The 18,447-nt window shown below is 74.4% G+C and carries 15 protein-coding genes and 1 pseudogene; 14 read left to right on the top strand and 2 right to left on the bottom strand.

Translation table 11 applies throughout. The features are described 5' to 3' along the window. Positions 1-141: 141 nt before the first annotated feature. On the top strand, positions 142-885 hold the full coding sequence (locus ACU436_RS20610; protein ID WP_459027614.1) for an oxidoreductase: 744 nt from the start codon (positions 142-144) through the stop codon (positions 883-885). A 378-nt stretch (positions 886-1,263) separates the two neighbouring features. On the opposite strand, the gene ACU436_RS20605 is transcribed toward ACU436_RS20610, so the two are convergent. Continuing rightward, a complete protein-coding gene (locus tag ACU436_RS20605; RefSeq protein ID WP_459027613.1) occupies positions 1,264-2,115 on the bottom strand; it encodes an HAD family hydrolase in 852 nt (283 codons plus the stop codon). 430 nt (positions 2,116-2,545) lie between these two features. Here ACU436_RS20605 and lanKC point away from each other — a divergent pair, with 430 nt between their 5' ends. The 9 genes and pseudogenes from lanKC to ACU436_RS20560 all read left to right on the top strand — a co-directional run. After that, positions 2,546-5,035 (top strand): class III lanthionine synthetase LanKC, encoded by a 2,490-nt coding sequence (gene lanKC / locus ACU436_RS20600; protein WP_459027611.1) that lies wholly within the window; start codon positions 2,546-2,548, stop codon positions 5,033-5,035. Between the two features lie 149 nt (positions 5,036-5,184). Then, the gene (locus tag ACU436_RS20595) at positions 5,185-5,961 is read left to right on the top strand and encodes a glutaminyl-peptide cyclotransferase (protein ID WP_459028171.1); all 777 of its coding nucleotides are present in this window, start codon (positions 5,185-5,187) and stop codon (positions 5,959-5,961) included. Between the two features lie 257 nt (positions 5,962-6,218). Further along, a complete protein-coding gene (gene ssd / locus ACU436_RS20590) occupies positions 6,219-7,331 on the top strand; it encodes a septum site-determining protein Ssd (RefSeq protein WP_459027609.1) in 1,113 nt (370 codons plus the stop codon). Then, a complete protein-coding gene (locus ACU436_RS20585) occupies positions 7,328-8,521 on the top strand; it encodes a TadA family conjugal transfer-associated ATPase (RefSeq protein WP_459027607.1) in 1,194 nt (397 codons plus the stop codon). The genes ssd and ACU436_RS20585 overlap by 4 nt, the downstream gene beginning before the upstream one ends. After that, on the top strand, positions 8,515-9,318 hold the full coding sequence (locus ACU436_RS20580) for a type II secretion system F family protein (protein ID WP_459027606.1): 804 nt from the start codon (positions 8,515-8,517) through the stop codon (positions 9,316-9,318). The genes ACU436_RS20585 and ACU436_RS20580 overlap by 7 nt, the downstream gene beginning before the upstream one ends. After that, positions 9,315-10,064 carry a type II secretion system F family protein gene (locus tag ACU436_RS20575; RefSeq protein ID WP_459027604.1) on the top strand — a complete coding sequence of 250 codons (750 nt, stop codon included), beginning with the start codon at positions 9,315-9,317 and terminating at the stop codon, positions 10,062-10,064. The genes ACU436_RS20580 and ACU436_RS20575 overlap by 4 nt, the downstream gene beginning before the upstream one ends. A 36-nt stretch (positions 10,065-10,100) precedes the next feature. Beyond that, a complete protein-coding gene (locus ACU436_RS20570; RefSeq protein ID WP_459027602.1) occupies positions 10,101-10,337 on the top strand; it encodes a DUF4244 domain-containing protein in 237 nt (78 codons plus the stop codon). A gap of 53 nt (positions 10,338-10,390) precedes the next feature. Then, on the top strand, positions 10,391-10,747 hold the full coding sequence (locus ACU436_RS20565; RefSeq protein ID WP_459027600.1) for a TadE family type IV pilus minor pilin: 357 nt from the start codon (positions 10,391-10,393) through the stop codon (positions 10,745-10,747). Next, a pseudogene (locus ACU436_RS20560) lies at positions 10,744-11,085 on the top strand (Rv3654c family TadE-like protein); the annotation flags it as partial. The gene ACU436_RS20565 and the pseudogene ACU436_RS20560, both read left to right, overlap by 4 nt. A 441-nt stretch (positions 11,086-11,526) precedes the next feature. Here ACU436_RS20560 and ACU436_RS20555 read toward each other — a convergent pair. Beyond that, positions 11,527-13,929: a DEAD/DEAH box helicase gene (locus tag ACU436_RS20555; protein WP_459027598.1), complete on the bottom strand. Its 2,403-nt coding sequence runs from the start codon at positions 13,927-13,929 to the stop codon at positions 11,527-11,529. A 217-nt stretch (positions 13,930-14,146) separates the two neighbouring features. Between ACU436_RS20555 and ACU436_RS20550 the strand changes: the two genes are divergently transcribed. The 4 genes from ACU436_RS20550 (at position 14,147) to ACU436_RS20535 (ending at position 18,426) form a co-directional block, all read left to right on the top strand. Next, positions 14,147-16,459, top strand: coding sequence for a sodium-translocating pyrophosphatase (locus ACU436_RS20550; protein ID WP_459027596.1), 2,313 nt, complete (start codon positions 14,147-14,149; stop codon positions 16,457-16,459). 107 nt (positions 16,460-16,566) lie between these two features. Beyond that, the gene (locus tag ACU436_RS20545; protein ID WP_459027594.1) at positions 16,567-17,115 is read left to right on the top strand and encodes a hypothetical protein; all 549 of its coding nucleotides are present in this window, start codon (positions 16,567-16,569) and stop codon (positions 17,113-17,115) included. Positions 17,116-17,219: 104 nt separating this feature from the next. Beyond that, positions 17,220-17,801 carry a hypothetical protein gene (locus tag ACU436_RS20540; RefSeq protein ID WP_459027592.1) on the top strand — a complete coding sequence of 194 codons (582 nt, stop codon included), beginning with the start codon at positions 17,220-17,222 and terminating at the stop codon, positions 17,799-17,801. Positions 17,802-17,805: 4 nt separating this feature from the next. Beyond that, entirely contained in the window at positions 17,806-18,426 is a 621-nt protein-coding gene (locus tag ACU436_RS20535; protein WP_459027590.1) for a hypothetical protein, read from the top strand. Positions 18,427-18,447: the final 21 nt, after the last annotated feature.

Genomic DNA, 18,447 nt, shown 5'->3' with positions numbered 1-18,447 from the left:
GCCATTTCGCCGGACGGTCGACGGACGGAGGACAGGCGGCCGTCCACGACCCGCGTTTCCGGGACGACCACCCGTCGCACGAGCCACGCGGGCCGGGGTCCGGGTGCGCGCGGGTCGCGGGCCGGATGACAGCATGCGCGGGTGGCCGTGACCGCCGACCCCCTGGCCCCGCTGCTCGAGCTGCCGGGGGTGCCCGAGGCCGTCGGCCGGGCGCGCGACGCGCTGGTCGCCGTGCACAACCACCCGGTCAACCGGAGAGGATGGCCGGCGAGCGCGGCGGAGGCGAGCCTGCGCGCCGCGCGCGCGTCCGCCGCCCTGGACGGTGCCACCCTCGCGGCCGGCGACACCGTGGCCGACCCCGTGCTCGCCGGCGCCGTGCGCGCGGCCGAGGAGAGCGGACGGCTGCTCGGCGCCTGGCGCAGCTCACCGCTGCAGGCCCTCGCCCGGCTGCACGTCGTGGCCGCGGTCGACCTGATGCCGGCGCAGCGACACGAGGCGGAGCTGGGCAGGCCGCGGACCGGCGACGACGTGGCCGGCCGGCTCGGGCTGCTCGCCGACCTCGTCACGGGGGGCACCCGCGTACCGGCGCCGGTGCTCGTCGCGGTGGTGCACGGCGAACTGCTCGCCCTCCGGCCGTTCGCGGCGGCGAACGGGGTGGTGGCGCGCGCCGCGGCCCGGCTCGCCGCGGTGGCCGCGGGGCTCGATCCGAAAGGGCTCGCCGTGCCGGAGGTGGGGCACCTGCGCCACGCCGCGCAGTACCGCAGCGCGGCAGCCGCCTTCGCCGGCGGCGGCGCCGACGGCGTACGGGAATGGCTGCTGCACTGCTGTGCGCAGTGGGAGGCGGGAGCGCGGGAAGGCACCTCGATCGCCGACGCCCGCAGCTGAGAGATCCTGCCCAGAACATACGAGTCGGGCGGCGCTCCCGTGGAGGAGCGCCGCCCGCCTGCGCGAGAAGCCCGAGATCCAGGCGTGCACTACGTGTCGTGGTTGTGGCCTCGGCGTCCAGCGTCCCGGTACGCAGGCCCACGACGACATGCCTCCCGCGGCGTGCTGTGCGTGGAGCGCCCGGCCTTCTCGCACGGAGCCCTGCTCGGGGTGGACGGGTGCTTCTCTGCCGCACCGCCCCTGGCCGTTCAAGGGTCCGTAACGCCCTTTGTAGTCGGTGACTCGGACCACAGCAAGGGGCGCCGGGAGGTGCACCGGTTCAGGCACGCACGGTGGCGATCAGTCGCCGCGCTGCCACCCTCAGGAACCCCACCGGAATCAGGAACGCGCCGGTCGCCGCCACGCGTACCAGCCGAGCGCGGCCAGCGCGGCGGCCACCCCGACACCCGCCGCCGTGAGGGTGGCGCGCAGGGGCGGCGGCCGGAACCGCAACGCGACCGGATCGGCGAACGCCAGGACGGGCCAGCCACGCAGCTCGGCCTCCCGCCGCAACGCGCGGTCCGGGTTGACCACCGTGGGATGCCCGACGGCCTCGAGCAGCGGCAGGTCGGTGATCGAGTCGGAGTAGGCCCGGCAGTCCTCCAGCCGGTACCCCCGTTCCTCCGCGACCTGGCGCGCAGCCTGGGCCTTCTCCGAGCCGTAGCAGTAGTAGTCGATCACCCCGGTGTACCTGCCGTCGGCCACGCCCATGCGGGTGGCGAAGCAGCGGTCGGCGCCGACGAGCGCGGCGATCGGCTCGACGACCTCCAGGCCCGATGCCGACAGCACCACGACCTCGTCGCCGTTCGCGCGGTGTTCGGCGATCAGCTCGGTGGCCTCGGCGTAGACCATCGGCTCGACGATGTCGTGCAGCGTCTCGGCGACGATGCTGCGGATCTGCGCCACCTCCCAACCGGTGCACAGGGCCGTGATCCGCCTGCGCAGCAGGTCCATCGTGTCCGCGTCGGCACCGGACAGCACGAGGAGCAACTGAGCGTAACCGCTCCGGAGGGCGGCCCGCCTGCTGATGAGCCCCTGCCGGCGGAACGGCCGGCTGAACGCGAGCGCGCTCGATCCGGCGATGATGGTCTTGTCGAGATCGAAGAACGCGGCGGCGCCGGAGCGAGCCGGCGCCCGGGTGGGCAGCTGCGGGGGGAGCGCACCGGACACGCAGGCGAGCTTGCCAGACACGCACGGGCACCGAGGCGCCTCCCGCGTCGACACAGCGCCGACACCACCCCACTTGCTTCTCGCAGAACCGCGCGGATGCGCTCGTCAAGGGCTACGATGGGGCTGTCCGGCTGTGTCCGGACACGGTTCAGCTCGACCCCCCGGAGCTGAACCACACGACGGCCCCCGCCAATCCCCCCTGGCGGGGGCCGTCCCATGCGCGGGGTTCGTGAGCTCCGTCACCGGCGCGCCTCGGTCCGACGGTCGCGACCGGGCATCAGGACCTCCGGGTGCGGTGGAGACAGGCCGCCGGTGGCATTCACCTCGAGCGTGGGTCCTGGACCGCCACGACCGGGGCAATGCCGCCACTTCGAGCCCACAAGTCACTTGCAGGATTGTTCAACAATGTCATACGCTCGTGATATCGAGAGTGGACGGCAGGGGGGCCAGGGTGGACACGCGGTACTTCGCCTTCTGCGCAGCCGACCCGCTCTTCTACGACAAACCGGACGCCGGCGCGGGCGAACCCTTTGAAACACCGGCCGTCCCCGATGGATGGACCGAACGGGAGAGCGGGCCCTGGCGTTCGCTCCGGCCGGCTGCCCTGAGGCTGCCCGAGCAGGGCTGGAAGGTCCACGTCTCGGCCACCCCGGACAACGCCGGACGCGTGCTGGAGACGGTGCACGTTCATTGCCTGAGGCGGCGGATCGCGTTCAAACACCTGCGCTCGCGCCGCATGTTGCTCGGCAACAACGCCAAGTACGCGCCGCGCGCAAGCAGTGGCAAGTTCATCACGATCTACCCCGTCGGCGAGGAACTCGCAGCGCTGCTGTCGGAGCTGTCCGGTGAGCTCGCAGGTGAGGAGGGGCCGTACATCCTCAGCGACCTGCGCTACGGGAGCGGCCCCCTGTACGTCCGCTACGGCGCCTTCCAGGAACGGTGGCTCGACACCGGGGAAGAGCGGACGCCCGCCATCGAGAACTCGGACGGCGTGCTCGTCCCGGATCGGCGCGAGCCGAGGTTCTCCCCGCCGGACTGGGTTCCGCTGCCCGACTGCCTCACCCCGTCGCTGGCTTCCCGCGCCGTGCCCGGCCGGCTCCCGTACACCATCGGTGGAGCCGTACACCATTCGAACGGTGGCGGCGTGTACCTGGCCCGCCGTGCAGACGGCGGTGAGCGCGTCGTGCTCAAGGAGGCGCGGCCACACGCCGGGCTGGACGGCCACGGCGGGGACGCCGTGATCAGGCTGCACCGCGAGCACGAATCCCTGGACCGGCTGTCCGGGATCCCGGGGATCCCGGAGGCGCACGAGCTGTTCACGGTGTGGGAGCACCACTTCCTGGCCATGAGCGAGCTGCCCGGCCGGCCGCTGACCCACTGGCTGGCCGCCCGCTACCCGTTGGCCGGCCCCGAAGCCTCGCGCGGCGAGATCTCCGCGTACGCCGAGGAGGCGCTCGCGATCGCCGAACGCGTGAGCGCGCTCGTCGAGCAGGTGCACCGGCGCGGGATCGTGGTCGCCGACCTGCACCCGGCCAACATCCTCGTCGACGACACCTGCCGGGTGTCGCTGATCGACTTCGAAGCGGCCTTCGACGTGCACGCCGAGGACATCACCGGGATCGGAGCGCCCGGGTTCCGCGCCCCCAGCTGGCGGCGGGGGTTCGCCGTCGACGACCACGCGCTGGCCGTGCTGAAGCTATGGCTGTTCCTGCCGCTCACGGCGATGCTGGAGCTGGACCCGGGCAAGGTGGCCGGCTGGGTCCGGTTCATCACCCGGAGGTTCCCGGTGCCGGACGGCTTCGGCGACGGCATCCTCGCCGAACTCGCCGCGCACCCACGGCCGGCCGTGACGGCCGTTCCCACCTCGGCGGCCCCGGCGCGGCGGCCTGCGCAGGAGGAACAAGAGGACGCCGGACTCCGCCCCGGTCCGATCGTGACCGGGATCCTCGCCGCAGCCACCCCGGACCGGCAAGACCGGCTGTTCCCCGGCGACATCGCCCAGTTCGGTCCCGGTGGAGCGACCGGCTTCGCGCACGGTGCCGCCGGGGTGTTGCACGTGCTCAACGCCGTCGGCGCAGGCCGGTTCCCCCGCCACGAACGCTGGCTGCTGGACGCACTCGGCCGGAACCCGCCGGCCCGGCCGGGTTTCTGGCACGGGAAGCACGGGGTGGCCACGGTCCTCGCGGAGCTCGGCTACCACCAGCGCGCCGGCGAGCTGGCCGACGGACCGGTCGACGACGTCACGAGCCACACCCTGGAGCACGGGCTCGCCGGTATCGGCATCGGGCTGCTCGCGGTGCCGGGTTTCGCAGATCGAGCGATGGAGGTCGGGGAGCGGCTCGAGGCGATGCCCGCGACCCGCACACCCGGCGGGCTGCTGCGCGGCTGGTCCGGTCCGGCGCTGCTGTTCGTCCGCCTGTTCGAGCACACCGGCGACCGGGGGTGGCTGGAAGCGGCCGACCGCGCCATCGGCCGTGACCTCGACACCTGTGTGCCGGCCGCCGGCGGCGCGATGCAGGTCCGCGACGATTCCGCGCGCACGGTGCCCTACCTCGGCACCGGTTCGGCCGGGATCGCGCTGGCCGCCACGCAGCTGGCCGCGCACGATCCGCACGCGCCGAACGTCGCCGCACTTCCGTTGCTGCTGCGGGCCTGCCGCGCCGAGTTCACCGTCCATCCCGGGCTCACCACCGGCCGTGCCGGGCTCGTGCTGGCGCTGGCCACCGCCGGTGACGCCGGTGCCGAACGGCAGCTTTCCCGGCTGGAATGGCACACCACACCCTTCGGCGGCGGAACCGCCTTCCCCGGCGACCACCTGCTGCGGTTGTCGACGGACCTCGCGACCGGCAGCGCCGGCGTGTTGCTCGCGCTGCACGCGGCCCGTACCGGCGAACCGGTCCTGCCGTTCCTCCGCGGCCGCGTCGCCGCACCCGCCCGCTGAACTCCGGTCCCGGACGAACCGGGGGAGAGAACCGACGAAGGGAGAAAGAATGGAAGCCGTACTCGAACTGCAGGCCATGGAGACGGCCGAGGAGACCGAGGGCGCCGGTCTGCTGTTGCAGAGCGCAATCTCGATCGGCCCGGACTGCTATTCCGTCAGCTGCTACTGAGCGGGATCGCGGGGAGCGGTGCGCCGCTCCCCGCGGTTCGGACGATGGGAGCGCCGTGCGGGCGAGGAAGGTCGTCGTGCACAACCGGCTGCCGCACGCGCGCGAGATCTTCACCCAGGGGCTGGCCTTCGCCGACGGCACGCTGTGGGAGAGCGCGGGCCTCTACGGGCGTTCGGGCTTGCGCGAGCTCCGGATGCCCGAGGGCGCGGAGCAGTGGTCCGGACCGCTGCCGGACCACCTGTTCGGCGAGGGGATCGTCCGCGCACCCACCGGGATCTGGCAGCTGACCTGGCGGGAGGGGGTCGCGCTGCGCTGGGACACCGACGCGCGCCGCATCGCCGCCGAGGTTCCGTTCGACCGGGAGGGCTGGGGCGCCTGCCTGTGCCCGGAAGGAGTGCTGACCAGCGACGGCAGCGACGAGTTGGTCATCCGCGATCCCGCCGGACTCGAGCCACGGCGCACCCTCGCGGTGCGGCTCGGTCAACGCCCGGTGACCGGGCTGAACGACCTCGAATGGTCGGCCGGGCGGGTGTGGGCCACGGTGTTCGGCGCCGACCGCTACCTGGGTATCGACCTGGCCGACGGCACCGTCACGGACACGGTCGACGCCACGGAGCTGCGACGGCTGGACGCCACTCCCGGGGCCGACGTCCTCAACGGGATCGCTGCGGCGAACGGGTTCTTCTACGTCACCGGGAAACGCTGGTCCACCCTGTTCGAGGTGACCTTCGAGGTGGTCACGCCCGACCGGCCGTGACCACCGCGCGCACGGGCGCGTGCGCTGTTCACACACCGTCCCGTTCGTTGTGGATGGATCGCCACGCGACAGCAGCCCTCGTTCCATTCTTCCAGAGGTTGCCCACGAGAACCTGCTGGTCACCGGCCCGACACGGCGACTTATCCACACCAACCACAGGTTGTCCACAGTTTCGATGATCGCCCGCCACACGGCACCTCGGCCAGCCACGCTGGCCCGTACCCGGCTCGCCCGGCCGGGACCACGAGGAGGCTGTCGTGCGATCGAGAGAGATCACGGAGCGGCCGGGTCCGCCGCCCAGGGGCCTGGTCATGGTCTCCGACCCCGACCTGCTCGACGCGCTCCTGCGGCTCGCGGCGGCCGCGGGGTGCGAGCTGCAACGCGCGGTCGACCCGCCACAGGCCCGCGCTTTCTGGAGCGAGGCGCCGCTCGTGTTGCTCGACGCCGCCGCGGCCGCGCAGTGCGCCCGCGCCGGAATGCCCCGGCGCGGCGACGTCGTCCTCGCCGTGCGCGGTGCACCACCGGATGCGGTCTGGCGCCACGCGGTGGCCGTCGGGGCCGAACACGTCATCACGCTGCCGGAGGCCGAGCAGTGGCTCGTCGCGGCGCTCACCGAGGCCGCGGAGGGTCCCCGCCCCGGCGGCACCGTGCTCGCGGTCGTCGGCGGCCGCGGCGGAGCCGGAGCATCCGTGCTTGCCGCGGCCGTCGCCGTCACCGCGGTCCGTGAGGGCGCCCGCGCCCTCCTCGTCGACTGCGACCCGCTCGGCGGCGGGCTCGACCTCGTGCTCGGCGCGGAGGACCTCGGCGGGCTCCGCTGGCCCGGCGTCGGGGTCGAGGGCGGCCGGGTCCCGGCCGCGGCCCTCCACGCCGCGCTCCCCTCACCCCGCATCGGACGCCACGACGGCGGGCTCGGCGTCCTCTCCTGCGACCGCAGCACCCACGGACCCACACCCGCAGCGGTGCGGGCCGTGGTCGAGGCGGGCCGCCGGGCGGGCGACACCGTCGTGTGCGACCTCCCGCGCTACCCCGCCGACGCGGCGGCGGCCGCCCTCGCGGTCGCCGACCTCGTGGCGCTCGTCGTCCCGGCCGACGTCCGCTCGTCCGCCGCCGGGGCCCGCGTCGCCGCGCTGCTCGCCCGGCACGGACGGCCGGTTCACGCCATCGTCCGCGGCCCGGCGCCGGGCGGCGTCGACGCCGAGGAGGTGGCCAGGGCGGTGGGAGTCCCGCTGCTCGCCGCCATGCGTCCGGAGCCGGGACTCGCGCGCGCGTTGGAACGCGGCGAGGCACCACCCCGGCCACACGGTCCCCTCGCCGGCGCGGCGCGGTCCGTGCTCGACGCCATGCGGGCGGGCTCGGGGGCGCGGTCATGAGCTTGCGGGCAGACGCCGCCGACACCACCCCGCTCGTCGACAGGGTGCGCTCCCGGCTCGCCGCCACCGGTGGCGAGCTCACCCAGGCCACCGTGGCCGCAGCCGTGCGCGCGGAGTCCGGCGGGGTCGTCTCCGACCTCGACGTGCTGTCCGCGCTGAGGGTCCTGCGCCAGGAGTTCGTCGGAGCAGGCCCGCTCGACCAACTGCTGCGCGACCCACACACCACCGACGTCCTCGTCTGCGGGCCCGCCTCGGTGTGGGTCGACCGAGGAGCCGGGCTCGAGCGCACCGCGGTCCGTTTCCCCGACGACGCCGCGGTGCGCCGCCTCGCCCAGCGCCTCGCGATCGCCGCGGGACGCCGCCTCGACGACGCCAGCCCGTACGTCGACGGCTGGGTCGCCGACGCAGGCGTGCGGCTGCACGCGGTACTGCCGCCGGTCGCCGCCGACGGCACGTGCCTGTCCCTGCGCGTCCTGCGCCCGGCGGCCCACGACCTCGCAGCTCTGCGCGCCTCGGGCACCCTCGACGCCACCGGCGAGGCGTTGCTGCGGGCGGTGCTCGCCGCCCGGCTCGCGTTCGTCGTGTCCGGTGGCACGGGCAGCGGCAAGACCACGATCCTCGCGGCGCTGCTCGCAGCCGTCGACCCGCGCGAGCGGGTGGTCTGCGTCGAGGACGCCGAGGAGCTCCGGCCGCGCCACCCGCACGTCGTGCGCCTCGTCGCGCGCCCGGCCAACATCGAAGGAGCGGGCGGCGTCACGCTGCGCGACCTCGTACGGCAGGCCCTTCGGATGCGCCCGGACCGGCTGATCGTCGGCGAGGTGCGGGGCGCCGAGGTCTGCGACCTGCTGGCCGCGCTCAACACCGGTCACGACGGCGGCGCGGGCACCGTCCACGCCAACTCCGCACGCGAGGTGCCCGCCCGGATGGAGGCGCTCGCCGCCACCGGCGGGCTGCCCCGCGACGCGCTCCACAGCCAGCTCGCCGCGGCCGTGCAGATCGTGCTCCACATGCACCGGCTGCCGTCCGGGGCGCGGGTGCTCGACACCGTCGCAGTCCTCGGCCGCGACCACGGCACCGACCACCACGCGGTCACCGTCCGACCGGTGTGGACACGCGCACGGGGCTGGGCCGAGGAGCGCTCCACGCTCGGCGCCCTCCTCGACGAGCGGGAGGTGAGCCTCCCGTGGTGAACACCGCCGCCGCATGTGCCGCCGTCGCCGCGGCCGTGGCCTGCGCACCGCCACCAGCGGCCGTGGCCCGGTTCGCCGCGCTGTGGCCGGTCCCGCGCTCCCGCCGCGCCCGCTGGCCGCACCTGGTGGGGCCCGTCGTCGGCGCGCTCGCCGGGGCCGTGCTCGCCGGGGTGGGCGGGGGTCTCGCCGGTGCGCTGGCCGCGCTCGTGTTCCGGCACCGCCGGGCCGGGCGACGCGCGGCCCTCGACAAGGCGATGGCCGCCGAGCAGCTGGCCGCCGCCGTCGCACGCATCACCGACGAGCTGCGGGCCGGCAGCCATCCGGCCGCGGCGCTCGCCGGCACCGATGCCGACGGACCGCACGCCCGAGCGGTCCTCGCTCCGGCCGCGGTGGCGGCGGGCCTCGGCGACGGGATTGTGCCCGCACTTCGCCGCGGCGGTGCCGGTCGCCCGGAGATCGGCGCCGACGTCGAGCGGATCGCCACGGCGTGGTCGCTGGCCGAACGGCACGGCATCCCCCTCGCCGACCTGCTCGGCCGCGCCCACGAGGACATCCGGTGGCGGGTGCGGTTCGCGGCCACCGTGCGGGCACAGCTCGCCGGGCCACGGGCCACCGCGGCCGTGCTCACCTCGCTGCCCCTGCTCGGGATCGGCCTCGGACAGCTGATCGGTGCCGAGCCGCTCGGGGTCCTGCGTGGCAGCCCCCTCGGCCAGGTCCTGCTAGTCGTCGGTGTCGCGCTGCTGGCCGCGGGCAGCGCCTGGTCGGAGCGGATCCTCGGTTCGGCGGTGCCGCGATGACGCCCGCTCCGCCGGCCTCGTCCGGCCAGGTGGTGGCACTCGCCCTGCTCGCCACCGCACTCCTCCTCGGCGACACCCGGCACGGCCGCCACCGGCTCCGCGCGCTGCACACCTCGCCCGCCCCTCCGGTCCCGGGAGGTCCGCCGATCCGTCCGGCGTGGGTCGCGATCGGCGCGGCCGCCGTCGGTGCACTGGGATGGACGGCCGCGGGTGCCACGGCCGGGTTGTTGCTCGCCCTCGCCGCGGCAGGCGCAGGCCTCCTCGCGGCCCGCCACGTCGGGGCGCGCCGGCAGGTCGTCGCGGAGCCCGACACCGAGCTCGCGGCCGGTTGGGAGCTCCTCGCCGTATGCCTGGAGGCAGGCCTCCCCGTCGCCCTCGCCGTCACGGCGGCCGCCGGGCCGCTGCACGGCGCCGTCGGCGCGCGTCTGCGCCGCACAGCGGGTCTGCTCGAGCTCGGCGCCGATGCCGCGGCCGCGTGGCTCGCCGCGGAACGGCTGCCCGCCCTCGCGACGTTCGCCCGGGCCGCCGGTCGATCCGCCGGCACCGGCTCGGCCCTCGCACAGGTCGCCCGTGCCGAGGCCGAGCGGATCCGGGCCGGCCTGCTCGACACGGCCCAGGCGAAGGCCCAGCGCGCCGCCGTGCTCATCACCGCGCCGCTAGGCGTGTGCTTCCTGCCGGCCTTCCTCGTCCTGGGCATCGCCCCTGTCGTCGTCGGCCTCGCCGGTGAGGTGCTCGCGCACTGGTGAGGCGGCCGTCAACCCCATGAGAAAGAGGAGAAACCGATGATCCAGCCCGCACCCACCCGTCCCACTGCCCGCACCTGGCCCCTCGGGGAGGCGCTGCATCGGCGGCTGCGCCGGCTCCGCCACGACGACCGCGGGATGAGCACCGTCGAGTACGCCATCGGCACCGTCGCCGCCGCGGCCTTCGGGGCCCTGCTCTACACCGTCGTCACCGGCGAGTCGATCCTCACGGCGCTCACCGGGCTCGTCGAGCGAGCCCTGACGGTCACGTTCTGATGGGCGCGCGAGCGCCGGCCGGGCGCCGGCCCGCCCCGGTGTCGGCCACTTCGATGTCGGCCACTTCGGTCGACGACCGGGACCGCGGTGCGGTCACCGTCGAGGCGGCGCTCGCGCTCTGCAGCCTCACGGTGTTCCTCACCGTCGCGGTCGGCGCCATCGCGGCCGCCGGCGGGTCGATCCGGTGTGTCGACGCGGCGCGTGAGCTCGCCCGGCTGGCTGCTCGTGGCGAAGCCGATCGGGGGCGCACCGTCGCCGCCCAGCTGGCGCCGTCCGGTGCCCGGCTGACGCTGCGCACCGAAGGCGATCTCGTGGTCGCCGAGGTGTCGGCCGACGTCCTGCATCCCTTGCCCGTGCGGATCGGAAGCCGCGCGGTTGCCGCGCTCGAACCGGGAGCAGTGGCGCCGTGAGAGCTCACCCGGAGCACCCGCGCGACCGGGGCAGTGCCACGGTCTGGGCGGCGATCGGAATCGCGGTGATCATGACCGTGTTCGTGGTCGGGTTGCACCTGGGCGCCGCGGTCATCGCCCGGCACCGGGCCGAGGCCGCCGCCGACCTGGCGGCGCTCGCGGCGGCGGGCCTCGCCGTCGAGGGTGCGCAGGCGGCATGCCGGCGGGCCGGTCAGGTGGCGGTGGCGGTGGGCGGCACCGTCACCTCGTGCCGGCTGGTCGGCTGGGACGCGCTGCTGGAGGTCCGCGTGCCGATCGGCTTCGCCCCACCCGGCGTCGACCACGCGTCGGGCCGAGCACGGGCCGGGCCCGTCCCCGCACCGCCCGCCGTCGGGCCCGCACCGCCGAACGAACCAGCCGGGTATCGCCCGGTCGGTGCCGCGTTCGGCACCCGCGCGCCGAGCTACACGACGAGCGGTCGGCCGACGTGGACAGGCGGGTCCGCCCGACCCGGCACGGTCCAACTCGCGGCACCCGGAAGCCGCCCGACGACTCGGCGCACCACCGGAACGCTCGTCGTCACACCGGTACCGATCAGCGACAGGCACTGGAAACCACAGGGCGCGGCGCGCCTACTGGATGCAGTCCACAGCCGGGTTCGCCCGGCCGGACCCCGGAAGTCGCTCCCCAGACTGCGGTGGGGCCGGAGCGTCGAAATCGACGCCCACCCCATAACCGGCCCACCGCGCGCCGACCGTCGCCGGCCGGCCCGGCCCCCGACGCGGCCGGCCGGCGACGGTCTATCCCGGGGCCGTGGGCACCGGCGAGGTGGTCGCCCGGTCAGTCGTACCGGCGGCTGGGGACCACTCGCCCGCAGCATCGAGCACCACGTCCAGCACCGCCATCGCGCCCGCCTTGTCCAGTGGGGCGTTGCCGTTGCCGCATTTCGGCGACTGCACGCAGGACGGGCACCCGGTGCGGCACTCGCAGTCGGCGATGGCCGCGCGGGTGGCGGCCAGCCAACGGCCCAGCAGCGCGTGCCCGCGCTCGGCGAAGCCCGCGCCGCCGGGGTGGCCGTCGTGCACGAACACGGTGGGCCGGCCGGTGTGCGGGTGCAGGGCGGTGGACATGCCCCCGACGTCCCAGCGGTCGCAGATCGCGAAGAGCGGCAAGAGGCCGATCGCCGCGTGCTCGGCGGCGTGCAGCGCACCGGGGATCCGCCTCGGCGACACTCCGGCCGCCACGAGCGCCTCCTCGTCCACGTCGTACCAGACCGCGCGCGTGCGCAGCACCTGCTCGGGCAGGTCCAGGGGCGTGGTCCCCAGCACCGTGCCGTCCGGTGCACGGCGCAGGTACTCCACCACCTGCGAGGTCACCGTCACCTCGCCGAACGACACCCGCACCGGCCCGAGGTCGCGATGGGCGAGCACGCGCGCCACCTCGACGTCGGCGGTGGACCGCGCGTCGGTGCGGAACCCGGGGTCGGCGGTCTCCACCACGGCGACCCCCGCCTCGAGGTCCAGCTGCTGCACGAGGTAGGTCTCGCCGCGGTGCAGGTACACCGCGCCGGGGTGCACCGTCGCCGGCGCGGACGCGCCGTCCACCGTGCCGAGCATCCGGCCGGTATCCGCCTCCACCACGGCCACCTGCCCGAGGCCCGAGCCCCGGATGTCCACCGTGCCGGCCGGACGTTCCCTGGTGGAGGGCCAGTACCAGCCCGTCGGCCGGCGCCGCAGTGCCCCGTCGGCCACGAGTTCGTCGAGCACCGCGGCGGCCGGGGCACCACCGAAGACGTCGCGCACGTCGTCCTCGGTCAGCGGCAGCTCCGCGGCGGCGCAGACGAGCTGCGGGCCCAGCACGTACGGGTTCGTCGGGTCGAGCACACAGCCCTCCACCGGGGCACCCAGGAGGGCGTCCGGGTGGTGCACGAGATAGGTGTCCATGGGGTCGTCCCGCGCCACGAGCACCACGAGCGCCTCGTCGCGAGCCCGGCCGGCGCGTCCGGACTGCTGCCAGAACGACGCACGCGTGCCGGGGAAACCGGCCACCACCGCGGCGTCGAGGCCTGCGATGTCCACACCGAGCTCGAGCGCGTTCGTGGTCGCCATCCCGAGGAGCTCGCCATCGGCCAGCGCCGACTCGAGGGCGCGCCGTTCCTCGGGCAGGTAGCCGCCGCGGTAGGCGGCCACCCGGCCCGCGAGGCCCGGATCGACGTCGCTGAGCAACCGCTGCGCGGTGAGCGCGGCCACCTCGGCACCGCGCCGGGACCGCACGAACACGAGCGTGCGCGCCCCCTCCACCACGAGATCGGCCAGCATCCGCGCCGCCTCGGTGCCGGCGGGGCGGCGCACCGGTGCCCCGTTCTCACCGGTGATCTCCGGGAGCAGGGGCGGTTCCCACAGCGCCACGGTGCGGCCCGCCGCGGGCGAGCCGTCCTCGGTCACCGCCACCACATCCCGGCCGGTGAGCCGGGCCGCGAACGCCGCGGGCTCGGCCACCGTCGCCGAGGCGAGCACGAGCGTGGGACGCGAGCCGTAACGTGCACACACCCGCAGCAACCTGCGCAGCAGCAGGGCCACGTGCGAGCCGAACACGCCGCGGTAGGTGTGGCACTCGTCCACCACCACGAACTGCAGCCTGCGCAGGAACATGGCCCATCGCCCGTGCCGCGGCAGCAAGGCGCGGTGCACCATGTCCGGGTTGCTGAACACCCAGCGGCCGTGCCGGCAGGCCCAGTCACGCGCGTCGGTCGGGGTGTCGCCGTCGAACGGCGCCGCCCGCACGTCGGGCACGGCGAGCGCGTCCAGCGCGCGCAACTGATCGGCCGCGAGCGCCTTGGTCGGCGAGAGGTAGAGGGCGGTGGCCTTGGGATCCTGCGCAAACCGCGCCAGCACGGGCAGCTGGTAGGCGAGAGACTTCCCCGACGCCGTCCCGGTGGCCACCACCACGTCACGGCCCGTCCAGGCCAACTCCGCCGCGCCGGCCTGGTGGGTCCACGGCGCCGGCACCCCCTGGCGGGCCCAGGCCTCCTGCAGCTGCGGCGGCACCCACCCGGGCCAGCTCGCGGTCCGCCCGGCCCGTGGCAGCAGCCGCACGGCGTGCCGCAGCGGACCGGCGGCGTCGCCGTCGGGCGCGTCGCACCCGGCGAGCACGCGGCGCAACAGGACCTCGCCCCGCCCCGCCGGTTCGCGCCCCGCACCCACGTTCCCGAGGTTGGCACACCGCACCGACGCCCACCCCGTCCGCCCCGGAGCCGACCGAGTCGATCACAGTCGTGAGGGGACTCACTGCACGGTGCCGGAAGCCACACACTTAGACTGCACGCGCCTGTAGCAGCCCCACCTGGGGCGACGGGCTTCCCAAGACGCCGGGGTCGCCGTTCGTGTTCCCTGGCCCGTTTCGTAGTGACCAGGAGGACGGATGTCCGTGTCCACCCTCGCCGCGAGCGAAGTGACGCTCGCGGGAGGCGACTATGCCATCGTCGGCGTGGTCGCGGTGGTCGCGCTCGCCGCACTGGCCGTCGGCTTCGTCCTGCTCCGGGAGGTTCTCGCCGCCGGCGAGGGCACCTCGAAGATGCAGGACATCGGTCGAGCGGTCCAGGAAGGCGCCGCGGCGTACCTCAACCGTCAGTTCCGCACACTCGGCATCTTCGTCGTGGTCGTGTTCGTACTGCTGTTCGCGCTGCCGGGCGACATCGGCGAGCGTGTGGGGCGATCGATCTTCTTCATCATCGGCGCCGTGTTCTCCGCCACAATCGGCTACCTGGGTATGTGGCTCGCCACGCGGGCCAACATCCGCGTCGCCGCGGCGGCCCGCGAGAGCGGCGGCCGGGAGAAGGCCACCCGCATCGCGTTCCGCACCGGTGGCGTGGTCGGCATGTTCACAGTGGGGCTCGGCCTGTTCGGCGCCGCGGTCGTGGTGATGGTCTACACCGGCCAGGCCCCGAAGGTGCTCGAGGGCTTCGGCTTCGGTGCGGCGCTGCTCGCCATGTTCATGCGTGTCGGCGGCGGCATCTTCACCAAGGCCGCCGACGTGGGCGCCGACCTCGTCGGCAAGGTCGAGCAGGGCATCCCCGAGGACGACCCGCGCAACGCGGCCACCATCGCCGACAACGTCGGCGACAACGTCGGCGACTGCGCCGGGATGGCGGCCGACCTGTTCGAGTCGTACGCCGTCACGCTCGTCGCGGCCCTGATCCTGGGCACCGCGGCGTTCGGCCAGCAGGGCCTGCTGTTCCCGCTGATCGTGCCGGCAATCGGTGTGATCACCGCCGTCATCGGCGTCTACATCACCCGGGCCCGCGAGGGCGAGGGCGGCCTCAAGGCGATCAACCGGAGCTTCTACATCTCGGCGCTCATCTCCGCCGTGCTGTGCGTGATCGCCGCGTTCGTGTACCTGCCGTCGAGCTTCGACGCGCTGAACGGCCCCACCGACGGCACGGTCGTCGACGCGATGGGCGGGGCCAACCCGCAGCTGATCGCCTCGGCCGCCGTGATCATCGGCATCGTGCTGGCCGGCGTGATCCTCTGGCTCACCGGCTACTTCACCGGCACCGAGGACAAGCCGGTCAAGACGGTGGGCGAGTCCTCGCTCACCGGGGCGGCCACGGTCATCCTCGCCGGCATCTCGATCGGCTTCGAGTCGGCCGTGTACACGGCGCTCGTGATCAGCGCGGCGGTGTTCGGCGCCTTCGCGCTGGCCACCGGCTCGATCACGGTGGCCCTGTTCGCCGTGGCGCTGGCCGGCACCGGCCTGCTCACCACGGTCGGCGTGATCGTCGCCATGGACACCTTCGGCCCGGTCTCGGACAACGCGCAGGGCATCGCCGAGATGTCCGGTGATGTCGAGGGCGACGGCGTCGGCATCCTCACCGAGCTGGACGCGGTGGGCAACACCACCAAGGCCATCACGAAGGGCATCGCCATCGCCACGGCGGTGCTGGCCGCCACGGCCCTGTTCGGCTCGTACCGCGACGCGATCACCCAGGCGATCGCCGAGGCCGGCGGCACGATCACCGACGCGGGCACCGCGTTCGCGTTCGAGGTGTTCTCGCCGAACACGCTCGTCGGTGTGATCATCGGCGCCAGCGTCGTCTTCATGTTCTCCGGGCTCGCGATCAACGCCGTCACCCGGGCGGCGGGCGCGATCGTGTTCGAGGTCCGCCGGCAGTTCCGGGAGGAGCCCGGGATCATGGAGGGCACCGTCCGCCCGGAGTACGGGCGCGTCGTGGACATCTGCACGCGTGACTCGCTGCGCGAGCTGGCCACCCCCGGCCTCCTCGCGATCTTCGCCCCGATCGCCGTCGGCTTCGGCCTCGGTGTCGGCCCGCTCGCGGGCTACCTCGCAGGGGCCATCGCCACCGGCACCCTGATGGCCATCTTCCTGGCCAACTCGGGCGGGGCGTGGGACAACGCGAAGAAGCTGGTGGAGGACGGCAACCACGGCGGCAAGAACTCGCCTGCGCACGAGGCCACGGTCATCGGCGACACGGTGGGCGACCCGTTCAAGGACACCGCGGGCCCTGCCATCAACCCGCTGATCAAGGTGATGAACCTGGTCTCGGTCCTGATCGCCCCGGCGATCGTGACGTTCTCGGTGGGCGATTCGGCATCCACGCCGGTCCGCATCGTGATCGCGCTTGTTGCCGCCGCGATCATCGTCGCGGCGGTCGTGGTGTCCAAGCGCCGCAGCACCGTCATCGCCGACACACCGGCGGAGAGCGCGGTCGGCTGACCTGCGCTCTTGCATTCTCTCCAACACGGAGGCCGTTCACCCGTACGGGTGGACGGCCTCCGTCGTTGAACGGGTGTCACCGGCCAGGCGCCAGCCCGGGAGGATCCATGAGGACGCGCAGTCTCAGCTGTACCGCCGTCGCACTCGCCGCGCTCGTCGCCGGATGCGGTGGCTTCGCCGCGCCGGGCGAGGACGCCCTGGCCTGGACGAACCAGGTGTGTGGGGCGCTCTCCGGCTTCACGCGAGCAGCGACGATGAGCCCCGAGATCGACCGCTCCGACCCGGCAGCCGCGGTGCAGGAACTGGACAGGTACCTCGGTGCGACGTCCGACGCGCTGCAGCGTTCCCTCACCGCGCTCGACGCCGTCGGTACGTCCCCCGTGAACGGCGGCGACGCGTACGTCGGGCGCCTCGAGGAGGCGCTGCGCGGTATCCGGGGCGGCTTCGACTCGGCGCGCACGCAGCTCGCCGCCGTCGACGTATCCGACCCCGCGCAGCTGGCCACCGCGGTTCCGGCCGCGTTGGCTCCCCTGCAGGAACTTCGGAACCTTCCCGCACCCACCGATGGCATGCGTGACAGCGAGGAGCTCGGAGCGGCGAGCGAGCAAGCGGAGAGCTGCCGCCAGCTCCGCTCGACGAGCGCGCCGACGGGCTGAACGAGCGCCGGCCCGCGAGGCCTCCCAGGGCCCGGTGCGGGGCGCGTCCGACCGGCGGGCACACTGTCGGGTGACCGAGCCCCCACCGCGTCGGGAGCAGCCGCATGCCCCGTATCACCCCGTCCGCCCTCGTCCTTCCGGCCGTCGCGGCCCTGGCGTTGAGCGGTGGGTGCACCAGCTCCGTACCAGGTGCTGCCGCGGCCGACAGTGCGGCGGTCGAGCAGGGCGCTGTCGCGTGGGTCGACCAGATCTGCGGGTCGCTCCTCCCGTACGTCAAGACGGCGGGTTCGCCACCGAAACCGGCCGAGGCGCCGGATGCGGCGACCCTCGTGCGGGACCTCAACGACTACCTCAGCAAGTCCGAGGAGAGCGCCGGGTCCGCCATCAGCGGTATGGAAGCGGCCGGGCCGGCGCCGATCGACGGCGGCGACGAGATCGTCGGCAAGCTGACCAGCACGCTGGAGACCATGCAGGCGTCGCTGCGGGACGCGCGGACGCGGATCGAGCGGGTCGACATCAACGACCGGCAGGAACTGCAGCGCGAGGTGCCCGCCGCGATCGAGTCCGTCGAGCGGCTCGCGACCACGCCGAGCCCCATGGCCGACCTGCAGAACAACCCGCAGCTCGCGCAGGCGGGCCAGCAGGCGGCCGGCTGCCAGGAGATCGCGCGTGAGGTCGGGAGGTGACCACATGACCCGGTCGTTCCGGCGCCCGTCGGCCCTCCGGGTGCTCGCCACCGCGGCGTTCGCCGTCACGGCGCTGCTCACCGCGGGCTGCACCACCACGGTCGGGGGGACAGCGGCCGCGAACACCGCTCCTGTGCCCGGCGAAGGCCCGGGAAGCGACCCGGTCGCATGGGGCGACCGGCTCTGCGAGGCGGTGCTGAGCTTCGCCGTGCCCGCGACGTCCGCTCCGGACTTCTCGACGTCGAGCGACCTGCCCGCCCTCCAGCGGACGGTCAGCTCATACCTGGGCACCGTCGTCACCGGGGCCCAGCAGGGCCAGGCCAAGATCGCGGAGGTGGGCGCGGCGCCGGAGCCGGGAGGCGACGAGGCCGCTCGCCGGGCGCAGGACGCCCTGGGGGCGCTCGAGGAGGACTTCGGCGGGTTCAAGACCACGGTCGACGGCATGAACCCCGACGAGCCCGAGGCTTTCATGGGGACGCTGACCCAGGTGGAGTCGAAGGTCTCGGCCGTCACCCCGCCGAACCCGCTCGGTGACCTCGCCGCCGCGCCCCGCCTCTACCGGGCGGCGGAGCGCTCCGCACAGTGCCAGCGGCTGTCCGCGCTGGCCTCGGTCGCGCCCCGCTAGGAGGTCCCCTGCGCCCTCCCG

The organism is Pseudonocardia wallangbongensis, from assembly GCF_054486945.1.
The sequence above is the reverse complement of the archived record's forward strand: the minus strand, read 5'-3'. Positions and strand labels throughout refer to the sequence as shown.

Excerpts from the sequence above, each read along its gene's own strand:
- ACU436_RS20540 (WP_459027592.1), top strand. The coding sequence starts at position 17,220 with ATGCCCCGTATCACCCCGTCCGCCCTCGTCCTTCCGGCCGTCGCGGCC.
- ACU436_RS20545 (WP_459027594.1), top strand. The coding sequence starts at position 16,567 with ATGAGGACGCGCAGTCTCAGCTGTACCGCCGTCGCACTCGCCGCGCTC.
- ACU436_RS20585 (WP_459027607.1), top strand. The coding sequence starts at position 7,328 with ATGAGCTTGCGGGCAGACGCCGCCGACACCACCCCGCTCGTCGACAGG.
- ACU436_RS20535 (WP_459027590.1), top strand. The coding sequence starts at position 17,806 with ATGACCCGGTCGTTCCGGCGCCCGTCGGCCCTCCGGGTGCTCGCCACC.
- ACU436_RS20550 (WP_459027596.1), top strand. The coding sequence starts at position 14,147 with ATGTCCGTGTCCACCCTCGCCGCGAGCGAAGTGACGCTCGCGGGAGGC.
- ACU436_RS20570 (WP_459027602.1), top strand. The coding sequence starts at position 10,101 with ATGATCCAGCCCGCACCCACCCGTCCCACTGCCCGCACCTGGCCCCTC.
- ACU436_RS20575 (WP_459027604.1), top strand. The coding sequence starts at position 9,315 with ATGACGCCCGCTCCGCCGGCCTCGTCCGGCCAGGTGGTGGCACTCGCC.
- ACU436_RS20565 (WP_459027600.1), top strand. The coding sequence starts at position 10,391 with ATGTCGGCCACTTCGGTCGACGACCGGGACCGCGGTGCGGTCACCGTC.